Origin of the sequence: Janibacter sp. GS2 (assembly GCF_051200835.1) — a bacterium.
Classification (GTDB): domain Bacteria; phylum Actinomycetota; class Actinomycetes; order Actinomycetales; family Dermatophilaceae; genus Janibacter.
Window position 1 is genome coordinate 2,978,658 of sequence record NZ_CP195161.1, and the last position, 21,130, is coordinate 2,999,787.

General features: G+C 70.8%; 20 protein-coding genes and 1 riboswitch. Of the genes, 5 read left to right on the forward strand and 15 right to left on the reverse strand.

The features are described from left to right. Positions 1-16: 16 nt before the first annotated feature. Positions 17-1,330, reverse strand: coding sequence for an AAA family ATPase (locus tag ACR9E9_RS14440; protein ID WP_435199641.1), 1,314 nt, complete (start codon positions 1,328-1,330; stop codon positions 17-19). Continuing rightward, a complete protein-coding gene (locus tag ACR9E9_RS14445; RefSeq protein ID WP_435199643.1) occupies positions 1,330-2,007 on the reverse strand; it encodes a hypothetical protein in 678 nt (225 codons plus the stop codon). Before ACR9E9_RS14445 ends, ACR9E9_RS14440 begins: the two co-directional genes overlap by 1 nt. A 134-nt stretch (positions 2,008-2,141) precedes the next feature. Here ACR9E9_RS14445 and ACR9E9_RS14450 point away from each other — a divergent pair, with 134 nt between their 5' ends. After that, positions 2,142-2,357: a helix-turn-helix domain-containing protein gene (locus ACR9E9_RS14450; RefSeq protein WP_435199645.1), complete on the forward strand. Its 216-nt coding sequence runs from the start codon at positions 2,142-2,144 to the stop codon at positions 2,355-2,357. A 9-nt stretch (positions 2,358-2,366) separates the two neighbouring features. Here the strand turns inward: ACR9E9_RS14450 and ACR9E9_RS14455 are convergent, their stop codons facing one another. Then, on the reverse strand, positions 2,367-2,906 hold the full coding sequence (locus ACR9E9_RS14455) for a hypothetical protein (RefSeq protein ID WP_435199647.1): 540 nt from the start codon (positions 2,904-2,906) through the stop codon (positions 2,367-2,369). Positions 2,907-3,030: 124 nt separating this feature from the next. On the opposite strand from ACR9E9_RS14455, the gene ACR9E9_RS14460 reads away from it, so the two are divergent. Continuing rightward, complete coding sequence (locus ACR9E9_RS14460; protein WP_435199649.1) at positions 3,031-3,795, forward strand: LysM peptidoglycan-binding domain-containing protein; 765 nt, start codon at positions 3,031-3,033, stop codon at positions 3,793-3,795. Between the two features lie 45 nt (positions 3,796-3,840). Then, a complete protein-coding gene (locus ACR9E9_RS14465) occupies positions 3,841-4,374 on the forward strand; it encodes an Rv3235 family protein (protein ID WP_435199651.1) in 534 nt (177 codons plus the stop codon). A 36-nt stretch (positions 4,375-4,410) separates the two neighbouring features. Here ACR9E9_RS14465 and secA read toward each other — a convergent pair whose 3' ends face one another. The 7 genes from secA to mtrA all read right to left on the reverse strand — a co-directional run bounded on the left by secA (position 4,411) and on the right by mtrA (position 14,530). Further along, complete coding sequence (secA, locus tag ACR9E9_RS14470; RefSeq protein WP_435199653.1) at positions 4,411-7,161, reverse strand: preprotein translocase subunit SecA; 2,751 nt, start codon at positions 7,159-7,161, stop codon at positions 4,411-4,413. A gap of 153 nt (positions 7,162-7,314) precedes the next feature. Beyond that, on the reverse strand, positions 7,315-8,514 hold the full coding sequence (locus ACR9E9_RS14475; protein WP_435199655.1) for a winged helix-turn-helix domain-containing protein: 1,200 nt from the start codon (positions 8,512-8,514) through the stop codon (positions 7,315-7,317). Between the two features lie 185 nt (positions 8,515-8,699). Beyond that, a complete protein-coding gene (gene hpf / locus ACR9E9_RS14480; RefSeq protein WP_435199657.1) occupies positions 8,700-9,365 on the reverse strand; it encodes a ribosome hibernation-promoting factor, HPF/YfiA family in 666 nt (221 codons plus the stop codon). Between the two features lie 174 nt (positions 9,366-9,539). Then, entirely contained in the window at positions 9,540-10,271 is a 732-nt protein-coding gene (locus tag ACR9E9_RS14485) for a ComF family protein (RefSeq protein WP_435199659.1), read from the reverse strand. A 94-nt stretch (positions 10,272-10,365) separates the two neighbouring features. Continuing rightward, positions 10,366-12,147 carry a GerMN domain-containing protein gene (locus tag ACR9E9_RS14490; RefSeq protein WP_435199661.1) on the reverse strand — a complete coding sequence of 594 codons (1,782 nt, stop codon included), beginning with the start codon at positions 12,145-12,147 and terminating at the stop codon, positions 10,366-10,368. Further along, entirely contained in the window at positions 12,144-13,850 is a 1,707-nt protein-coding gene (gene mtrB, locus ACR9E9_RS14495) for an MtrAB system histidine kinase MtrB (RefSeq protein WP_435199663.1), read from the reverse strand. The genes ACR9E9_RS14490 and mtrB overlap by 4 nt, the downstream gene beginning before the upstream one ends. A 2-nt stretch (positions 13,851-13,852) precedes the next feature. Then, the gene (mtrA, locus tag ACR9E9_RS14500) at positions 13,853-14,530 is read right to left on the reverse strand and encodes an MtrAB system response regulator MtrA (RefSeq protein ID WP_435199666.1); all 678 of its coding nucleotides are present in this window, start codon (positions 14,528-14,530) and stop codon (positions 13,853-13,855) included. Positions 14,531-14,619: 89 nt separating this feature from the next. Then, positions 14,620-14,686: riboswitch (guanidine-III (ykkC-III) riboswitch) on the forward strand. Between the two features lie 11 nt (positions 14,687-14,697). Between mtrA and ACR9E9_RS14505 the strand changes: the two genes are divergently transcribed. Continuing rightward, positions 14,698-15,012, forward strand: a complete 315-nt coding sequence (locus ACR9E9_RS14505) for a DMT family transporter (protein WP_435199668.1) — start codon at positions 14,698-14,700, stop codon at positions 15,010-15,012. Between the two features lie 2 nt (positions 15,013-15,014). Then, on the forward strand, positions 15,015-15,335 hold the full coding sequence (locus ACR9E9_RS14510) for a DMT family transporter (protein ID WP_435199670.1): 321 nt from the start codon (positions 15,015-15,017) through the stop codon (positions 15,333-15,335). 100 nt (positions 15,336-15,435) lie between these two features. On the opposite strand, the gene ahcY is transcribed toward ACR9E9_RS14510, so the two are convergent. The 5 genes from ahcY to ACR9E9_RS14535 form a co-directional block, all read right to left on the reverse strand. After that, positions 15,436-16,899 (reverse strand): adenosylhomocysteinase, encoded by a 1,464-nt coding sequence (gene ahcY, locus ACR9E9_RS14515; RefSeq protein WP_435199672.1) that lies wholly within the window; start codon positions 16,897-16,899, stop codon positions 15,436-15,438. A gap of 131 nt (positions 16,900-17,030) precedes the next feature. Then, positions 17,031-17,459 carry a hypothetical protein gene (locus tag ACR9E9_RS14520; protein WP_435199674.1) on the reverse strand — a complete coding sequence of 143 codons (429 nt, stop codon included), beginning with the start codon at positions 17,457-17,459 and terminating at the stop codon, positions 17,031-17,033. Positions 17,460-17,540: 81 nt separating this feature from the next. After that, the gene (locus ACR9E9_RS14525) at positions 17,541-18,509 is read right to left on the reverse strand and encodes a DUF808 domain-containing protein (RefSeq protein WP_435199676.1); all 969 of its coding nucleotides are present in this window, start codon (positions 18,507-18,509) and stop codon (positions 17,541-17,543) included. Continuing rightward, positions 18,509-19,954: a mycothione reductase gene (locus ACR9E9_RS14530; protein ID WP_435199678.1), complete on the reverse strand. Its 1,446-nt coding sequence runs from the start codon at positions 19,952-19,954 to the stop codon at positions 18,509-18,511. Before ACR9E9_RS14530 ends, ACR9E9_RS14525 begins: the two co-directional genes overlap by 1 nt. Continuing rightward, positions 19,951-21,126, reverse strand: a complete 1,176-nt coding sequence (locus tag ACR9E9_RS14535) for an SIS domain-containing protein (protein WP_435199680.1) — start codon at positions 21,124-21,126, stop codon at positions 19,951-19,953. Before ACR9E9_RS14535 ends, ACR9E9_RS14530 begins: the two co-directional genes overlap by 4 nt. Between the last annotated feature and the right edge of the window lie 4 nt (positions 21,127-21,130).

A 21,130-nucleotide genomic window follows, 5' to 3' on the forward strand; every position in this document is an offset into this window, starting at 1 on the left:
CCTTCGCTGCCCTGACCTATCGTCCGGCTCGTGCGAGGAGCCTGCGTCTGCGTGCCGGGGGTCGCGGCAGATCCCTCCCGGTGAGCGTTGCTGCGACCTCACCCACGGCGTGGCGCAGCGGGCTCTCGGGGGCGCACTCGGCCAGGGTCTGACCGGACAGCAGTGCCGCGTCGGTCGAGACGGGATCGTCGGGGAGGAAGGTGATCTCGTCCAGCCCGGCGAAGCGCGCCAGCGACTCCTCGACGCGACGGCGCGGGTCCGGCCCGATGGACGAGGCACGCAGGCGGTTGACGACCGGCCGTGGACTCGGCGAGGGAACCTGCCCCACGGCCTGGACCGCCCGGACCATCCGCTGCAGACCGACCGGGTCGGCCGAGCCCACGAGCAGGAGCTCATCGGCCTCGGCGAGCGCGACGAGGGTCGTCGCGTTGCGGCGCGGGGCGAGGGTGTCGTAGCTGAGTTCCTCGTCGTCCTCGATGCCGAAGCCGCAGTCGAGGACGACGACGGCAGCGAGTGAGCGGGCCAGGTCGAGGATCTGCTCCACGGCCGCCGAGCGGACCTCGGTCCACCGACTCGGCGTCGGGATGCCGGTGAGCACACGCAGACCCGGGGTGACCTCCACGGCCAGGCGCGCCAGGGAGGGCAGGTCGAGCGTGCCGAGCTCGGACGCTCTCGCCGCCGCGGCCAGGCCGGGTGCCTCGTCCAGGACGCTCAGCAGCTGGGCCACCGCGGCGCCGTAGGTGTCGAGATCGACGAGCAGCGCCGTCTCGCCGGAGGCGGCGACCTCGCTGGCCAGGTTGATCGCCACGGTACTGCGGCCGGGAGCCCCGACGGGCCCCCAGACGGCGACGACTCTGCCTCGCTGCGCGGGCTCCTCCGGGGGCGGTGCGTCGTCGGTCACCGGATGGAGGGCGGCCGTCGACGGGTCCTCGCGCAGCGGCCCCACGGCCCGGTCGACGAGGACCGCCGGTCCGGTCACGTCGCCCCCGCCGGTGAGCACCTCCACGAGGTCCTCGCGCGGAGTGGCCAGATGGATGTGCCGGTCGACCCCCAGCTGGCGCAGGTGCCGTTCCCGGGCCTCGTCTCCGTCTCGGCTCGCACCGACGACCACGATGCCGTGCCCACGCAGGTGGGCCAGCGCGTCCCTGTCGAGCCCCCTGAGGTCCGCGGACACGAGCGCCACGTCCCCGTGTCCCGCCGAGGCGGCGGCGAGGAGGTCGGCGAGGTCGGCGCACCGCCGGCCCACGCCCACCCCCGGCAGCCGGTCGACGATCTCGACCATGCTCCCTTCCCAGTCGTGGCCGAGTGCGGTGAGGACGGTCGCCCCCATCAGTCGCCCTTCTTCAGGGCGCCGCTCTCCAGCACCAGCTTGACGGGCGTCTCCTCCTGGTCGATCGAGATGATGTCCTCGACCTGCGATGCGGGGACCACGAGGACCGCGGACGATCCGGAGTTCGGGCCCATGACAGCGCCGGAGGACTCAGGCAGGGACGAGACGGTGGCCCTCTGGACGAGCTCCTCGTACTGCACCCTCTCGTCCGTGGTGGCCCCGCCCTCCGGGTCCTTCGTCCGGGCCTCGGGGACGAAGACCGTGACCCGCGACCCGACGGTGAGGTTGCTCAGGTAGATCGGGTCGACCCGGACCGGCACCTCCCGGACCCGCTTCGTCGTCGGGTCGATGACGGCGGATCGGGGCACGAGCTCACCCGCGCGCAGCTCCCGGTCGATGATGGCGCCGTTGGGCAGACGCTCACCGGAGCCGAGGTAGTCGGAGGAGGCCTCCCCGAGCTGGACGTCGACGCGGACGAAGTCGCTGTCGCGCACCTCGTGGCCCGGGGTGAGCGTGTGCTTCGCCGCCCACATCCCGACCCGGTCGTCGGCCGCGCTGAAGGCGGCCGCACCGATGACGACGGCCAGCAGCACGAGGAGGACCCCGATGATCAGTCGCGCGTCCTTCCACGAGGGCTTGACGAGGCGACGGGCCTTGGGTGTGGGCAGAGAGCTCACGGGTGGAGTCCTTCGATTGCGAATCACGAACCACGCAGCATCATGCACCGGGCCGGGAGATCTCGCTCGCCGACCGTCCACAGGCGACAGCCCGAGGTGTCCTCTCGGCTCGCTCCCGATGGCAGACTGCACCCATGCCCCGCAAGTTCGTGCCGCTCACCGAGGTCTCCGAGGTCCTCGGGGTCTCCGCCGCCCAGGCTTACGCCCTGGTCCGCAGTGGTGAGCTGCCCGCGATCAAGGTCGGCGGTCGTGGTCAGTGGCGGGTCGAGGTGGATGAGCTCGATGCCTACATCGAGCGCATGTACGCCCAGACGCGGGAGTTCGTCGGCAGGGGTGGGGACGAGGACTGAGTCCCGCCCTCACGTCGAGGTGATCAGCGCGATGGCGGCGAAGGGGATGACCCGCTCCGCGTGGACGTGCTCCGGTCTCCGGGGCGTGTCGAGGGGGTGCTCCGCGATGTCGAAGGCATCGGCCCCGACGGCGCCGATCGTCCCGTGCACCGTGCCCCCGTCCACGTCGATGACGACGACCGCGCGCCTGTCCCTGCTGATGCCCCGCACCGCCGACCCGATCCCGAAACGTCGGGCCCGGGTGTCGTCACGGGGCCGGCCGAGCCCCGAGAGACCCAGGACTGCGGGCGCGGGCACGAGCACCTGACGCCCACCGGCCTCCAGGAGGAGCACCCAGCCGTCACCGGAGTCCTCCAGGCGTCCGCGCACGATGGTGCCGCCCCGGACACGCAGGGTCACCTCCGAGCCCACGGCACCGACGATCCGCTCCCCCAGCGTGATCCGCGCGCGTTCGAGTCGGGTTCGCTCGGCGATCTCCGCATCGAGCTCGAGTCGGGCGCGAGCCGCCACCTGGGCCTCGAGGTCGTCAAACAGCCGGTCCCATCGCACGACGGTCAATGTAGGGCAGGACGCCCTGTTGCGCACCAGCAATCGTCGTGGTTTGCTATCAAACAACAGCAAACGACATCAAACAACATCCCACGCACCGGGCATCGAGGACGGAGAGCACGAGATGACGCGTTCACGGACCGTCCTGGGGTTCCTCGCCCTGCCCGGCGGAGCGGCCCTGACGATGGCACTGGCCGATGGCGGCCTCGTGTTGCTCCGGGTGAGCACCACGCCCGGCAGTGACCCCGCGGGCGCGGTCGCCGGGCTCGCCGCCGTCCTCGGCTCGCTCATCGCGGCGTGGCTCACGCTCTGTCTCGCCCTCGTGGTGGCAGCCGAGCTGCCCGGCGCCGTCGGGGAGACGGCCCGACGCGCCCGCGACCGGATCACGCCCGTGGTGGTGCGGCGGTGGGCTGCCATCGTCCTCGGAGCCTCGGTCACGGCGACCTTCGTGCCGGGCACCGCGGTCTCGGCGGTCCGTGTCAGCACCGACCCCGCCCCCGGGCCGGGCTTCAGCACGTCGCGACCACCACCGACCACACTGCCGGCTGCGGGCTTCGCCTCCGCCCCCGGCGCCACCTCGCTGCCGTCCCCTCCCGGAGCGTCACCCCCCGGCCCGGGGTGGGTCCCGCGCCGGCCGATCACGCGAGAGCGCACCGACCCGCACCTGCTCACCGGGCGGCAGCGAGCCGTGGGCGACGAGCAGGCGGTCGCCGTCCGGCGCGGCGACACCCTGTGGTCGCTGGCCGCGGCCAGCCTCGGGCCGGACGCCACCGACGCAGAGATCGCCCGAGCCTGGCCGCGCTGGCACGCCGCCAACGCGTCCGTCATCGGCCAGGACCCCGATCACCTGCTCCCCGGGACGCTCCTCACCCCTCCGTCGCCCGACTGACCCGCCACGACGCCCGACACCCACCACCCACCGAAAGGGACCACCATGACCGCCGCCGCTCTGCCGCCCGTGCAGGTTCTGCCGGCACCGCGACACGCCCCCGCGGGGATCCCGCTCCCGACGCATGAGCAGGGGTGCGCCGAACGCGCCTCGGGCGTGGCCCCCTATGTCCAGGACGCGCTGGCCGTCGACTTCGCCGCCGCGAGTGACGAGCAGCTCTTCGGGCCCCAGCCGACCCGCGCCTGCGACCTGCCGTGTCCGCGTGAGTGGGCCGCGCACATCGCCCAGGCCATCGTCGAGGTGATGCACGGCGTCCGGCCCCCGAGCCAGGTCATGCGATGGACCACCCCGGAGGTGTACGCCGTCGTCGCCCGGCGGGGGTCACGGGCGGCACGCCGCTCCGGCAGCCGCGCCCCCGCACAGCGCACGAAGGTCACGCGAGCCCGGGTCTGCGAACCCGCCCCCGACGTCGCCGAGGCCTCGATCGTGCTCATCGACGGCGCTCGCGTGCGCGCGTTGGCCCTGCGGCTCGTCGGCCGCGACGGACGCTGGATCGTCGAGGCCCTGCAGATCGGCTGAGCCACGGAGCTCGCGACCGCGCTCCGCGACCGGACCTCAGCCCTGCTGCTTGGCCGCCTTCTTCTTCGCCTTCTTGGCTGCGGCCCGACGCTGGGACCGCGACGTCCCCGCACTCGAGGACGAGCCGCTGCCGTCGCGCTCCTCGACACCGCCGTCCTCGGAGGGCGCCGAGTAGTGCAGGTCGCGACTGCGCGAACCGTCCTCGAGACCCTTCGCCGAGATCGTGGGGCGCTCCTGCCTGCCACCACCGCCGAGGAGCGCGTCGACGCTCTTCGGCTCGCTCGTCGACTCGGGGATCGTCGGGACCTCGACCTCGCTGTTGAAGAGGTACCCGACCGACTCCTCCTTGATGGCGTCGTTCATCGCCTCGAAGAGCTGGAAGCCCTCGCGCTGGTACTCCACGAGCGGGTCGCGCTGGGCCATGGAGCGCAGACCGATGCCTTCCTTGAGGTAGTCCATCTCGTAGAGGTGCTCGCGCCACTTGCGGTCGAGCACCGACAGCACGACGCGACGCTCGAGCTCACGAGCCACCGGCTCACCGAGCTCGGCCTCCCGGCGGTCGTACGCCTCGTGGATGTCGGTGACGATCTCCTCGCGCAGGTTCACGGCGTTCAGCTGGGACAGCCCTCCGGCGGACTCGACGAGGTCACGCTGGTCCAGGCCGACCGGGTAGATCGCCGTGATCGCCGTGAAGAGGCGGTCGAGGTCCCAGTCCTCGGAGAACCCGCTCGCGGTCTCGGCGTCGACGTACCCACCCACGACATCGGTCATGAAGTGACGCACCTGCTCCTCGAGGTCCTCGCCCTTGAGGACACGACGACGCTCGTCGTAGACGACCGTGCGCTGGCGGTTGAGGACGTCGTCGTACTTGAGGACGTTCTTGCGCGTCTCGTAGTTCTGACCCTCGAGCTGGCTCTGCGCCCCTTCGATGGACCTCGTGAGCATCTTGCCGGCGATCGGCGTCTCGTCATCGATCTTCGCGGTCGTCATGACCCGGTCGACGAAGCCGGCGTTGAACAACCGCATGAGGTTGTCCTCGAGCGAGAGGTAGAACCGCGACTCACCCGGGTCACCCTGACGGCCGGAACGACCGCGCAACTGGTTGTCGATACGACGCGACTCGTGCCGCTCGGTACCCAACACGTAGAGCCCACCGGCCTCGGTGACCTCCTCGTGCTCGGCCTCGACGGCCTCCTCGGCCGCAGCGAGCGCCGCGTCCCAGGCTTCCTCGTAGTCCTCCGGGGTCTCCTCCGGGTCGAGCCCCCGTGCCCGCAGCTCGGCGACGGCGCGGAACTCCGGGTTGCCGCCGAGCATGATGTCGGTCCCTCGCCCGGCCATGTTCGTCGCGACGGTGACCGCACCCTTGCGACCGGCGTCGGCGACGATCGCGGCCTCACGTTCGTGGTGCTTCGCGTTGAGGACCTCGTGCCGGATACCGCGCTTCTTCAGCTCCTGGGAGAGGTACTCGCTCTTCTCGACGCTCGTCGTCCCCACGAGGACCGGCTGGCCCTCCTCGTGCCGCTCGACGATGTCGTCGACGACGGCGCTGAACTTCGCCGCCTCCGTGCGGTAGACGAGGTCCGCCTGATCCATGCGGATCATCGGCTTGTTCGTGCGGATCGGCACGACACCGAGGCCGTAGATCGAGTTGAGCTCCCCGGCCTCGGTCTGTGCCGTACCGGTCATGCCGGAGAGCGTCTCGTACATCCGGAAGTAGTTCTGGAGGGTGATCGTCGCGAGGGTCTGGTTCTCGTTCTTGATCTGCACCCCCTCCTTGGCCTCGATGGCCTGGTGCATCCCCTCGTTGTAGCGACGACCGGCGAGCATGCGGCCGGTGTGCTCGTCGACGATGAGCACCTCGCCGTCCAGGACGACGTAGTCCTTGTCGCGGGTGAACAGCTCCTTGGCCTTGATGGCGTTGTTGAGGTAGCCGATGAGCGGGGTGTTCACGCTCTCGTAGAGGTTGTCGATCCCCAGGAGGTCCTCGATCTTCTCGATCCCCGGCTCGAGGATCCCGACGGTGCGCTTCTTCTCGTCGACCTCGTAGTCGCCCTCGGCCTCGATGCCCTTCAGCAGGTCGGCTCCGTGCCCCTTCTCGAGCCTGCGAACCATCTTGGCGAACTCGGAGTACCACTTCGTCGGCTGGTCGGCCGGCCCGGAGATGATCAGGGGGGTACGGGCCTCGTCGATGAGGATCGAGTCGACTTCGTCGACGATGGCGAAGTTGTGACCGCGCTGGACGAGTTCGTCGGTGTTCCACGCCATGTTGTCGCGCAGGTAGTCGAAGCCGAACTCGTTGTTCGTGCCGTAGGTGATGTCCTTCGCGTACTCCGCCCGCCGCTGCGCCGGGGTCATCGACGAGAGGATCACGCCGGTCTCGAGCCCGAGGGCGCGGTGGACGCGACCCATGAGCTCGGCCTGGTACTCGGCGAGGTAGTCGTTGACGGTGATGACGTGCACGCCCTTGCCCGCGAGGGCGTTGAGGTAGGACGGGAGGGTCGCGACGAGGGTCTTGCCCTCACCGGTCTTCATCTCCGCGACATTGCCCATGTGCAGGGCCGCGCCACCCATGATCTGCACATCGAAGTGCCGCTTGCCGATCGTGCGGCCGGACGCCTCACGCACCGCGGCAAAGGCCTCGGGCAGGAGGTCGTCGAGCGTCTCGCCGTCCTCGAGCCGCTTGCGGAAGACATCGGTCTCCGCGCGCAGCTCGGCGTCGGTGAGCTTCGCGAGGTCCTCCTCGATGGCATTGACCTGGGTAGCGATGCCCTCGAGCCGCTTGAGCATGCGGCCCTCTCCGGCGCGGAGAATGCGCTCGACGATCTTCAACGAACTTCAGCTCCTGACGTGGTCGACACCGGTGCAGCATGCTGCCGCTGCCCGGAGCAGTCTTTGCACAGGCTAATCGCTCATGGCCCCTGCGACCGAGCGGGCACCCGATCACCCCCCGTCGACCACACCGTCCAGACCGAGCCATCCCGCCATGAGGTCCAGCTCGGCGGCCAGCTCGGTCCGGTCGACGGCGCCTCCCCGGCCGGGCTCCCAGGAGACCTGGCGGGCCCGCAGCACGCCCGCGGCACGATCCGCCTTGAGGTCGACCCGTCCCACGAGGTCCTCACCGAGGAGGAAGGGGAGGACGTAGTAGCCGAAGACCCGCTTCTCGGCCGGGGTGTAGATCTCGAGCCGGTAGTGGAAGTCGAAGAGCGCCTCGGCGCGTGGTCGGTGCCACACGAGACTGTCGAAGGGAGAGACCAGCGCCCGCGCACGGACCCGGCGTGGCCGTCTGGCCGCCGCGTGTACCCACGCGTCCTTGGTCCAGCCCTCGACCCGGACCGGCTCCAGCTCCCCCGCCGCCACGAGGGCGGCTATGGCCGGACGCACGTGTGTGCGCTGCAGGCGGAAGTAGTCCGCGAGGTCGGTCTCCGTCGCCACGCCCATCGCCGTGGCCGAGATCCGGACCAGCTCGGTGTACGCCTCCTCGGCGGACGGGCGAGCCGCGGGGTCGAGCCACAGTGGGGCATCCTTCGTCGGCACCACCCGCTCCAGTGCCGCGTACCGCCGCTCGAACTGCGCCGTCCGCCCCGCGGAGGAGATCCGACCGGCCCAGAACAGGTACTCGAGGGCGAGCTTGGTCAACGACCAGTTCCACCCCCAGTGCTGGCTGGACCGCTCGTGGTCATGACCGAGGTCGGCCGCGAGCTGTCGAGGTGTGCGAGGAGGTCCCGAGGTGACCTCCTCGAGGACGGCTGCGACGAGGTCCGGGTGCTCCTGCGCCACCCGCCTCATGCCGCCCCACGAGCCGTCGCTCGCCCGGCGCATCCGCGGGTGCTCCATGAGCGGCCACGTGCTCGGTGCCATGAGGCTCGCCTCGTGCGCCCAGTACTCGACGACCCGCCGCGGAGCGCGGTCGCGCATCCGGTCGAGCAGCGAGGTGTCGTAGGGGCCGAGCCGTGAGAAGAAGGGAAGGTAGTGGCTGCGGGCGAGGACGTTGACGCTGTCGACCTGCACGAGGCCGACGGTGGCGACGACCCGCTGGAGGTCGCGGGTGGTCACCGACCGGTCAGGACGTGGCCGGGCGAAGCCCTGGGCAGCCAGAGCGATCCGGCGCGCCTGGGGCAGACGCAGGGTGCGAACGGTCACCAGGCCACCCTGCCCTGCGGCACCGACAGCCGTCCACGGGGCGGGCAGGAACGAGCGGCCGGACGCCGTGGCCGAACCGTGGCCGAACCGTGGCGCCGTGGCCGAACCGATGGGGTGGCCCTTGGGCTTCGCAAGCTCAGCCCCTGAGTCGGGCCACCCCATCGTTCGGCCACGTCACAGCTGGGTCAGACGGTGGCTCGTGCCTTGCTGGTGGCCCCGTCGAGGGCGATCCCGTCGATGTGGTTCTGCACATCGAGGTGGATGACACCGTAGGACCAGCCGCGGCGGCGGTAGACCACGCTCGGCCGGTCGTTGTCGATGTCGTGGAAGAGGAAGAAGTCGTGACCGACGAGCTCCATGCGGCGCACGGCCTCGCCGAGGTTCATCGGGGCGGACTCGTGGACCTTCTCCCGGACCTCGACCGGGCTGTCACCGATCGTGCCGAACTGGTCGGGCGCCTCGTGGCCCTCGTCCACGGCCGCCTCGACCGACAGCGGCTCGGTCAGCGCGGAGGTCGCGTCAGCCACGGAGGTGCGCTGACGGCCCCGACGCACATTGCGCTTGTCGTGGGCCCGACGCAACCGCTCGAGGAGCTTGTCCGCAGCGAGGTCCACCGCAGCCTGTCGGTCGTCGTGGCTGGCCTCGGCGCGGATCACGGGGCCCTTGGATCGGCACGTGATCTCGACGCGCTCGCTGACCTTGGCCAGGCGCGGGTTGGGCTCGTGACTCACCATGACCTCGATCCGCTGGACGCGCGGGTCGAGCTGAGGGACCTTCGACAGCTTCGTGTCGAGGTACTCCCGCAGTCGATCGGAGACGTTGACGTTGCGTCCGGTGATGGCAATTTCCACGGAGTCCTCCTGGGACGTCGGTGTTGCATGGGTTTACACCTGGCGAGGGCACGACTGCCGGGGCACCACCTCCACTCCGGGAACTGCGGGACGACGCCCACGCGTCCTCGGGAACGCAGCCGACCCCTGATCCACACCGGTGATCCGGTCGAACGAGGGGTCCATGAACCCACGCTAGTCGGGACCGGACGGGAAAGGTAGACCCCGGACCGCCGTGCGCCGAGCGGTGACCATCGCGACCGCCAGGTCGACCCGGTCCGCACCCGCGCAGAGCAAGGCACGACGGCCCTCGGTCAGGGTCGCTCCCGAGGTGAGGACGTCATCGACGAGCACGCACCGGCGGCCCCGCACGAGGGAGGGTCGACTCGCCCTCATCGCGCCGGACAGGTTGGCCAGCCGCCCGGCTCGGTCGAGGCCGGCCTGGTCAGCCGTACCCCGCGCCATGCGCAGCACTCCTCGGACGTCGACGCCCGGACCCAGCACGCGGGCTGCCCGGCGGGCCAGGAGAAGGGTGGGCTGGTCCCCCCTTCGCCGGATGGCAGCGGGAGAGGAGGGGACCGGCACGAGGAGGACGTCTCCCGGTGCCTCGCCCGCCAGCGCCCGGAGCACGGCATCCGCCAGGAGCCGCCCGAGCGGATCCACGAGGTCCCGGCGATCGCCGTCCTTGAAGGCTCTCGCCAGGCGCGCCGTCACACCCTCGTAGCTGACCGTCCCCGTGCATCCCGGCCAGGCCACGGGCACCGGATACGGCGCCACCGGGCCGAGGGTGGGCAGGGCCAGCCGCGAGACCTCGTCGCGACACCGCGGACAGATGATCGCGCCCGGACGCCCACATGCCGCGCAGGCGCGTGGCAGGACGAGGTCGCCGGCGGCCGCCAGCGCCCTCCCCAGTCCGGTGACACCCACGGGTGCAGCCTGGCGGTGCCCTCGACCCGTGGTCGTCACGCGCCGGAAACCGTGGACAGGCCTCCTGCCTGCGGTCCGGATGTGGACGAACCGGTCAGATCCCAGCCGTGACCACTCCGGTGATCGGTGTGAGCTTCTGCCAGCGTCCGCCGGCCCGCTGCACGACCTGACCGCCCTTGCTCACGAGCACGACGTCCTGCTCGTCGCCGGTGGTCGTCACCAGCTCCATCCCCGGACGCGGGGCCATGGCGGTGACCCGACCACCGACGTCGACGAGGTAGGGCTGCATCTCGGACTGCTTGTCCCGCCGACCGAGCACGGCGAGCGTGGACTGCCCGACCCACACGGCATCGATCATCTCCACGAGGTCCGACGCGATGCGGATGGCGTGAGGTGACGTCTTCGTCGGCAGACCATTGGCCCGGCGGGCCACCCCCGAGACCTCGAGGGTGCTGCCGGTCCCCCGCCGCTCCTCCGAGATCACGGCGATCCGGCTCCCCTCGGGGGCGACGACGGCAGCGACGACGAAACGTTCACCGAGCCACGGGGCAGGGATGTGCTGTGGCGCTGCGGCCTCGACATCGTCGGGGTCCACCGTGGCATTGATCGCCCACAGACGGTGTCCGTCCTCGCGGCCCAGCCCCAGACCACCGACCCAGAGAACCCCACCGTAGTCGTAGCAGGGACGGGTCATGTCCGCCGCGAAGGGGGGTACGTCGACGACCGTGCCGTCGTCCCGGTGGCGAGCGATCTCCCGCCGACGACCGTTGACCGCCGCGATCTCCTTGGCGTCCGGCCGTAGGCCGAGCAGGCGGGACGACTCCGGGATCGGTTCGAAGGGCGATCGCGCCTTCCGCATCGTCGTGGCCGTCACCGACGAGAGCCCGCCGGTGGCGGGGGCGACCTTGGTGCCACGGCGTGCGAGCACCTCCGGCGCATTCGTCTGGGACCGGTCCACGAAGCCGAACTGCTCCGGAGTGGTCAGCGGCTCCTCGACACCGACGTCCAGGGCGTTGCCCGACAGGGTGATGGCGACCTCCGTGACCGCGGGCACCGACATCAAGGTCGCGACGAGCTGGGCCGCCAGCTGCTTGCGCGTGGTGGCATCGTCGGCGACGGATTCCCGATCGAGGTCGACCTGGGCCACTCCGCTGCGGACGGGAACCGCATCCACGAGCAGCTTCGCACCGGTGTCGCTCGAGACGGCGTCCTCGAGGTACTCCGGGACCCCTCCCAGCTGGGCCCGCACGAGGCGGGTCGCGAGCTGGTCCTGGGGGAACCACCGCTGATCCACGACCAGGGCATTCCAGCCGATCGCCGGAAAGTGCACGGGGTAGTCACGGAAGATGTAGCCCACCTCCGGCTCCTCCAGCAGCCGGCCGAAACCGTCCTCCATCTGGTCGATACGCCATTCGCCCTCGACCCGGGTCATCTCGAACTCGAAGGTCTCCCAGAGGTTGGGCGGCGCCACGGAGTAGCGCCCGACCGAGTCGATCGTCGCGAGGACCCGCGCCCTGACCTCGTAGGTGTTCTCCCGCCCCTTCGTCCGGGTGACCCGCGGGTCGTTGCCCGCGTACACCACCGTCTGGCTGTCCGGGATCCACGCCTCGGCCAGAGCGTCGGTGAGGAAGGTCCGCGTGACGTCCAGGCCCTGACCACTCGTGGAGCCGGCATGGATGAAGCCGCGGATGATCTCCACCGGCCCGGCCCCCTCCTTCGGGCCGTTCGGCGTCCGCAGGAGGGGGTCGGCCAAGGGCCCGTCGACCTTGAGCCCGGGGGTGACCTGCAGGTCGGTGTCCAGACCGCACCCGGCCAGAGCACCGACGGCGGCGAGGCCGAGGGCGCTGCGGCGGGTCACTCCCTTCCTCGGGCTCATGTCGCCTCCGCCCGCAGCTCACCCTCGCGGGGTGTCAACGGCAGCGGCGAGGCGGTCAGGGTGCCTCCCGCAACGCGGGGGACGGTGAGCCGGAAGCGAGAGCCCTCACCCGGCTCTCCCCACGCCTGCAACCAGCCGTGGTGCAGACGGGCGTCCTCGAGCGCGATCGCCAGCCCGAGCCCGGAGCCGCCGGTGGTCCGCGTCCGGGCGGGATCAGCACGCCAGAACCGGTTGAAGACGAGGGAGGCCTCCCCCGCCTTGAGACCGACCCCGTGGTCCTGGATGAGCACGGCCACGGCCGCCTCGTCGCTCCCGACCCAGATCTCGACCGGCTCGCCCTCCCCGTGCTCGATGGCGTTGACGACGAGGTTGCGCAGGACGCGCTCGATCCGGCGTGAGTCCACCTCGGCGACCGGGGTCTGGCCCTCGACCCGGTGGACGATGAGGTCACTTCCCCGGGCCTCGGCGATGGACTCACTGGCCCGCACGACCCGGTCGATGACCGCGAACATGTCGATCGGGTCCTGCTCGAGGACCGCGGCCCCCGCGTCGTAGCGGCTGATCTCCAACAGGTCCGCGAGCAGCTCCTCGAATCGGTCGAGCTCGTCGTGCAACAGCTCCGCCGATCGTCCGGCGACGGGATCCATCTCGTCGCGGGAGGAGTGCAGCAGGTCCGCCGCCATCCTGATCGTCGTCAACGGAGTCCGCAGCTCGTGCGAGACGTCGGAGACGAAGCGTTGCTGGACACGCGAGAGGCCCTCGAGCTGGCGGATCTGGGTCTGCAGGTTGTCGGCCATGTCGTTGAAGGACTGACCGAGCAGGGCGAGGTCGTCCTGCCCCCGTGCCGACATCCGCTCGTTGAGGTGCCCGGACGAGAGGCGCTCGGCGGCCGCCGCGGCGCGTCGCACCGGGGTGACGACCGTGCTGGTGACCACGTAGGCGATGCCCGAGACGAGACCGATGAGGAAGAGCGCCCCGAGGAGGAAGGACCGCGAGATGATCCCCAGCGTCGCCTCCTCCTGGTCCATCGGGTAGATGAAGTAGAGGTCGTACTTCCCCGCGCCGGGAACGTCGATCTGGGAGCCGACGACCACCGCCGGCACCGTCTCGGTCTCGGTCGGTGTCCCCGGCAGCGGGTCCGAGTCGCTGTCCGCGACGGGTCGCACCAGCTCGATCGTCGTCGTCTGCTGACGCTCGGGCTGGGCACGCACCGCCTGGCGAAGAGCGGTCGGGACGACCTCGAGACCGATGCCCTTCGACTGTTCCGTCGTGAGCCTGAGGTCCGAGTCGTTGTCGATGCTCCTCGTGAAGATCATGTAGCGGCTGTCGTCGCCGTTCGGCGCCTTGAGGCTGTTGGCCACGGTGTTGGAGTGCTTCGGCAGCTCCTCCGGGGGCTCGGTGAAGGCGTTGAACTGGGCCTGCGCGTCATCGGTGAGCTGACGGGACTCGGACTGGGCCAGGTCGATGCGATCGTCGACGAGCCCGGCGGCGATCGACCGGTACATCGTCAGGCTGATGATCGACACCACGACGAGACCGAGGATCAGGGTGCTCGTGACCACCCGGAAACGCAGCGACCGACGCCACAGGCCGACCACGGCGCGCACGCACCGGACGGGCAGGCGATCCCTGGACTTCGGCGGAGTCCCCGAGTTCTCGGTGACGGACGCGTCCGAGGACTCGGTGACGGACGCCGGGGCCATGCTCAGGCCGACCCGGCCTTGTACCCGACACCGCGGACGGTGACGACGATCTTGGGGACCTCGGGGTCGTGCTCGATCTTGGAGCGCAGGCGCTGCACGTGGACGTTGACCAAGCGGGTGTCACCGGCGTGCCGGTAGCCCCACACCTGCTCGAGGAGGATCTCACGGCTGAAGACCTGCCACGGCTTGCGCGCGAGCGCGACGAGGAGGTCGAACTCGAGCGGGGTCAGACCCAGGGGTTCGTCGCCACGCTTGACCGAGTGGCCGGCCACGTCGATCGTCAGGTCGCCGATGGTCAGCCGCTCCGGCTCCGGCTCGTCGCCGCGGCGCAGTCGGGCACGCAGGCGCGCGATGAGCTCCTGGGGCTTGAAGGGCTTGACGATGTAGTCATCGGCACCGGACTCGAGCCCCACGACGACGTCGACGGTGTCGGTGCGGGCCGTGAGCATGACGATCGGCACCCCGGACTCCTGCCGGAGGCGACGGCAGATCTCGATGCCGTCCATGCCCGGCAACATGACGTCCAGGAGGACGAGGTCGGGCCGGGTCTCGTGGAAGGCATCCAACGCGCGGGCGCCGTCGCCGACGTGCGCGACGTCGAGGCCCTCCTTGCGCAGGACGATCCCGAGCATCTCTGCCAGCGCCTGGTCGTCGTCGACGACGAGGACACGTCCCTTCACGGTGATCCCTTTCGCACGTGCGGTTTACTGCCCGCTCATCATCACACAGGCAGGACGTGCCACCGGGGAGCCCCTCGGATAGCATGGAGGGGAGGCCCGGCGACCGGGCCTGCGGACGAGGGAGCCGTACCCGCACCACGACAAGACGGACTCATCAAGGAGTTCTCATGTCCTGGCTCGTGCTCATCGCCGCGGGGATGCTGGAGGCCGTCTGGGCCACCTCGCTCGCCGCCTCCAAGGGGTTCACCCGACCCGGCCCCACGATCCTCTTCGTCATCTCCCTCACCCTGAGCATGGCCGGTCTGGCCCGGGCGATGACCGAGATCCCGACCGGCACCGCCTACGCCGTCTGGGTCGGCATCGGCGCCACCCTCACGGTCGGGTGGTCCATGGCGACCGGCGCCGAGGCCGCCTCCCGGGCCCGCATCGCGCTCCTCGTCCTGCTCATCGGCTGCGTCGCCGGCCTCAAGGTGGTGGGCTGAGCATGCCGTGGGTCATCCTGCTCGTGAGCGCCGCGCTCGAGGCGGTCTGGGCCACTGCACTCGGTCGCTCCGGCGGACTCACCGACCCGACGGCGACCGCGACCTTCGTCGTCGCCCTGGTCGCGAGCATGGTCGGCCTCGGGCTCGCGGTGCGCACCATCCCCATCGGCACCGGGTACGCGGTGTGGACGGGGGTCGGCGCGGGCCTGACGCTCGCGTGGGCGATCCTCTCGGGTGACGAGCCCTTCGCCGCGGTCACGGTCCTGCTCATCACCGGGATCATCGGGGCGGTCGTCGGCCTCACGCTGCTGCCCCCGGACTGACCCCCTGCCGCGCACGACGAAGGGGGAAGGCGTGCGCCTTCCCCCTTCGTCACCGCCCGACCGCTGCGGACCTCGCTCGCTCCTGTCCTCGCGGTCTGGCTCAGTAGCGGTAGTGCTCCGGCTTGTACGGCCCCGCCACGTCCACGCCGAGGTACTCGGCCTGCGCCTTGGTCAGCTCGGTCAGCTCGACCCCGAGGGCGTCGAGGTGGAGGCGGGCGACCTTCTCGTCGAGGTGCTTGGGCAGCGTCGTGACGCTCGGGTTGCCGTCCGCGTCGACGTACTCCTCGTCCTTCTCGAAGAGCTCGATCTGCGCGATCGTCTGGTTCGCGAAGGAGTTGCTCATGACGAAGCTGGGGTGACCGGTCGCATTGCCGAGGTTCATCAGGCGCCCCTCGGACAGGACGATGATGCTGCTGCCCCCCGCGAAGGTCCACTCGTGCACCTGCGGCTTGATCTCGGTCTTGGTGATCCCCTCGGTGCGCGCGAGCCCGGCCATGTCGATCTCGTTGTCGAAGTGGCCGATGTTGGAGACGATCGCCTTGTTCTTCATCGCGCCCATGTGCGCGGCGGTGATGACGTCGTAGCACCCGGTGGTCGTGACGAAGATGTCGCCGTACTCTGCGGCCCGGTCCATCGTCGTGACCTGGAAGCCGTCCATCGCGGCCTGCAGTGCGCAGATCGGGTCGACCTCGGTGACCACGACGCGGGCGCCCTGCCCGGCCAGTGCCGCGGAGACACCCTTGCCGACGTCCCCGTACCCGGCGACGACGGCGACCTTGCCCCCGACGAGGACGTCCGTGGCCCGGTTGAGCCCGTCGAGCACCGAGTGGCGGGTGCCGTACTTGTTGTCGAACTTGGACTTGGTCACCGCATCGTTGACGTTGATCGCCGGGAAGAGCAGCTCCCCCGCCTCGGCCAGCTGGTAGAGGCGGTGGACACCCGTCGTCGTCTCCTCGGTGACGCCCTTGATCCGGCCGGCCACCGTGGTCCACTTCTGCGGGTCCTGCTCGAGGGTGCGGCGCACGAGCGCCTTGAAGACGGTGAACTCCTCGGAGTCGTCCTCCGTGGTCGGCGGCACCTGGCCGGCCTTCTCCCACTCGGCCCCCTTGTGCACGAGCATCGTGGCGTCGCCGCCGTCGTCGAGGATCATGTTCGGGCCCTCGACGCCGTCACCGGCGTCCCCCCAGGTGAGGATCCGCTCGGTGCAGTCCCAGTACTCCTCCAGGGACTCGCCCTTCCAGGCGAAGACGGGGACGCCCTGCGGGTCCTCCGGGGTGCCGTTCACCCCGACCACGACGGCGGCAGCGGCCTCGTCCTGGGTGGAGTAGATGTTGCAGCTGGCCCAGCGCACCTGTGCGCCGAGGGCCGTGAGGGTCTCGATGAGGACCGCGGTCTGCACCGTCATGTGCAACGAGCCGGCGATCTTCGCCCCCTCGAGCGGGCGCTCACTCGCGTATTCGTTGCGGATGCTCATCAGGCCGGGCATCTCGTGCTCGGCCAGGCGGATCTGGTGACGGCCGGCCTCGGCGAGGCCCAGGTCGGCGACCGTGTAGTCGAAGGACAAGGTGGATCTCCTCGTGACATGTGGGAAGCGAACCCGGCGCGGCCCTTCTGGGCTCTCGCGGGACATCACCCACGCCGGCGCCTCCCAGTGTAGGTGGCCGCAGGTCGGTGGGCACCACCGCAGGACCTCGGTCAGGTCCGGGCCCGAGGAGCGACGTCACTCGCGGGCGAAGGGGGTGGGACGCGAGCTGTCCGGGTCCAGGCGATGGCGGTGAGGGCAGTGAGGACGGCCCCGACGGGGAGGGCGCTCCACCACTCCTGCAGGTGGGTACCCACCACGACACCGGTGACCATCAGACTCACGCCGCAGACGCCGGTGAGCACGAGGCCGGCCCGGACACGACGACGCAGCAGCACACGGGTCAGGGACAGCAGGGCCGCCGCCGGCACCGCCGCCGCGAGGGCGAGCAGGCCGAAGAACGTCCCCAGCCCGTCCCAGTCGTCGGTGTGGTCCCACTCGTCGGCCACGATCATCGGCACGGCAGCCAGTGCCACCAGGACGGTGATGACCAGGGCGACGCCGACCAGGAGGCGCAGGGTCGTCAGCGCGGGAGAACTCATGTCCTCCAGCCTGCCGCCCGCGCCGCCGAACCGGATGAGTAGCGGGACTCAGCCGCCGTGCAGGTCGTCCACCACCCGTCCTCAGTGGGCGGCGACGTCCTCCCCTTCGGACGGTGCGCCGAAGGGGAGGACGTGCATGATCGCCACGACGACCGCCCCGACGGCGGCGCCGAGGACCGCGGAGGCGACGGTGTTGGTCACCCACCCGAGGAGACCACCGAGCGCCCCGGTGGCACCGTGCACGGCCTCCTCCATGTGGTGGACGACGTCGTAGGGCACGGTCCAGCCGATCGGGTCCTCGGAGAGGCCGACGAGGATGATGTGACCGCCGACCCAGAGCATCGCGGCGACGCCGACGACCGAGAGCACGGCGAGCAGCTTCGGCATGCCCTGGACCAGCCCGCGGCCGATCGTCTGCGACAGCCCGGACTCGCGCCTGCTCAGGGCGAGTCCGATGTCGTCCATCTTCACGATGAGACCGACGGTGCCGTACACGAGCAGCGTGATGAAGATCGCCACGATGACGAGGACGACGAGCAGGTACCAGAAGGAGCCGTTGAGCCCCTCGTCGAGGACCGCCTTGAGGGAGATGACCATGATCTCGGCCGAGAGGATGAAGTCGGTGGTCACCGCACCCTTGACGATCTGGTCCTCATCCGCGGCCTGCTTCTCCTCGCCCGCCGCGGGAGCGTGACCGGCGAGCTTCTCCCAGACCTTCTCCGCTCCCTCGAAGCACAGGTAGGTGCCGCCGAGCATGAGCAGGGGCGAGAGCGCCCACGGCAGGAAGGCGTTGAGCAGCAGGATCGCGGGGACGATGAAGAGCAGCTTGTTGCGCAACGAGCCGATGGTGATCCGCTTGATGATCGGCAGCTCGCGCTTGGGGTCCAGCCCCTCCACGTAACGAGGCGTGACGGCGGTGTCGTCGACGACCACGCCGGCAGCCTTGGTGCTCGCCCGGCCAGCGGCCGTACCGACGTCGTCGATGGAGGCGGCCGCCGCTCGCGCCAGGACCGAGATGTCGTCGAGCAGCGCGACCAGGCCCCCGCTCATCAGTGGGCTTCGGCGTGGCGGGCGGCGTGCGCCGGGAACTCCGGCGTGTCCTCGCTCGGGTTGAGGTCGAGGCCGAGGAGGGCGTTCTCGACGACCTCGGTCAGCGCCGGGTGGATCCAGTACTGCCGCCGCGTGACATCGACGATCCGCTCCGCCAGCGACATGGCCTGCACGAGCGGCTGGATGAGCGTCGACGCCTCCGGCCCGATGAGGTGACCGCCGAGCAGGCGCCCGCTCGTGCGGTCGGCCACCACCTTGCACAGGCTCGTCGTGTCCTCCATGGCCCAGCCGTAGGCGGTGTCCCCGTACTGCTGGGTGTAGGTGGTCACGTCGTGCCCCGCCTCCCGCGCCTCCACCTCGGTGAGCCCGACCGTCGCGATCTGCGGGTGGCTGAAGACCGCGGCAGGTACGACCTCGTGCGCGAAGGCCTGCAGGTCCTCGGGGTGGGCGAGGTTGTGCGCGACGACGCGGGCCTCCTGGTTGGCGACGTGCTTGAGCTGGAAGGGGGAGGAGACGTCCCCGAGGGCCCACACCCCGTCGACCGCGGTGCGGCCGTGGGCGTCGACGACGACCCGGCCGTCGTCGTGGGTCGCGATGCCGGCGGCCTCGAGCCCGAGACCGTCCGTGCTCGGGCGGCGTCCGGTGGCGACGAGGACGACGTCGACGACCACGTCGCTGCCGTCCGACAGGGTGGCGGTGACGCCCCCTTCGCCCCGGTGGAGGTCGGTGACCGTCGTCGAGGTGCGCACGTCCCACTGCTCGCGCGCTCGGGCGGTGAAGGCAGTGACGATCTCCTCGTCGAGGTGACGCAGGAGGGCCGGCCCGCGGGCCGCGACGGTGACGCGGCTGCCGAAGGCGGAGAAGATGTGCGCCATCTCCGCAGCGATGTACCCCCCGCCGACGACGAGCACCCGCTCGGGCAGCTCCGGCAGGCGCATCACCGTGTCCGAGGTGTGGAGCGTAATCTCCTCCCGGCGCGCGGCCGCGGCCAGGTCGTCGGGGGTGCTCGGGTGCGACCCGGCCGCGATGACGACCTGCCCGGCGCGCACCTCCTGCGTGCCACCACCGGCCAGGTCCACGTGGAGGGTGCGCGGGCCGGTGAATCGGGCGTGGCCGCGCAGCAGTTCGGTCTGCCCACCGTCGCGCCGATAGGCCTCGCCACCGGCCGAGATCGCGTCGATTCGCCCGAAGACCCGGTCCCGCACGTCGGTGAACCGGACGCGCTCGAGCGTGGCATCGACACCCAGCCGGGCACCGTCACGGACCGCGGTGGCGACCTCGGCGACGTGGACGTACATCTTCGTCGGGATGCAGCCGACGTTGAGGCAGGTGCCGCCGAAGACCTCACCCCCTTCGATGAGGGCGAAGCTGCGGTCGGCGAGGTCCTCGGTGACGAGGCTGTTGCCGGAACCGCTCCCGATCACGGCGATGTCAACGTCGATCATTCAGTGGCCTTCCGTGGGAGGTGCAGCCCGGCGAGCCCGGGTGCGGTCGCAGGATCGAGCCCGTGGCCGATGGCCAGATAGGTGCTCGTGAAGTCGGTGAGCGAGACGAGATCGGCGAAGCGCTCCACATCGTGCCCGGGGGCGGCGGAGTGCTCGAGGACGCGTACGCCCGTGGCCTCGGCGTGATCGGCGACCGACTGGGCGGTGTTGTGCCGCTCCATCTCGGACCCGGGCGAGCTCGCGGTCGGCACGGGGTCGCGCAGGAGCAGCAGCCCCAGCCGACCCTCGACCGCTCCGTCGAGGTAGGGATCGGCGAAGATGTCGCGGCCGTCGCCCTCGGTGGCTCCCCCGGCGAGGGGACCGGAGAGACAGGCGACGACCTGGGCGGCGGCGTCGGGCAGGCGACCCCAGGTCGTGGGGACGCGGGCGGTGCGGGCGAGCATGGCGCTCGCGCGTCGTGCAGCGGTCCCGGTGACCGGGCCGTCGCCGAGGATGATCGGCGTGACCTCCGCGAGGTCGAGGGCCAGGGACTTGGCCGGGTTGACAAAGTACTCCGCGTCCGGACGGAAGCGCTCCGCCTGCGCGTCGAGCCGGTCTGCGGCGCCGAGGAGGACCGCCCGTGGGATGTCGACGACGCCGCAGGCGGAGGCGGCGAGCAGCGCCGGCACGAGCAGGCTCCACAATGCGGTGCGGGAATGGCCCGTCCCCGGGTCGATCGACAGGTGGACGCCGTGGGCGGCAGCCGCCGCGTCGGCGAGCGGACTGACCGGTGCCCCGATGGTCAGCACGTGCGCGCCACGACGTCCGGCCTCCTGCGCCTGCCTCACCGGCCACTCGGCCCGGCCCGACAGGGAGATGGCGACCACGAGGTCGAGGGTGCCGACCCATCCGGGCAACGGCCCCGAGCCGTCCGCGGTGAGCAGCACCGGGGAGGTCCGCGAGATGAGCAGGTCGAGGACCGAGGAGACGGCCTCGGAGCCGCCGACGGCGGCGACGTGCACCGCTCGGGGCCGATCTCCCGCGGCGACCCGCGTCAGGTCGTGCTCATCCGTGAGCGTGATGGCGCGGCGCACCTGGGCACCTGCTCCGGCGAGCGCACGGAGCATGTCGGTGCTGTCGACGGCATGGCGACGCCCCTCGTCATCGAGCAGGGTCTCGTCGAAGGCAGGCATCGTC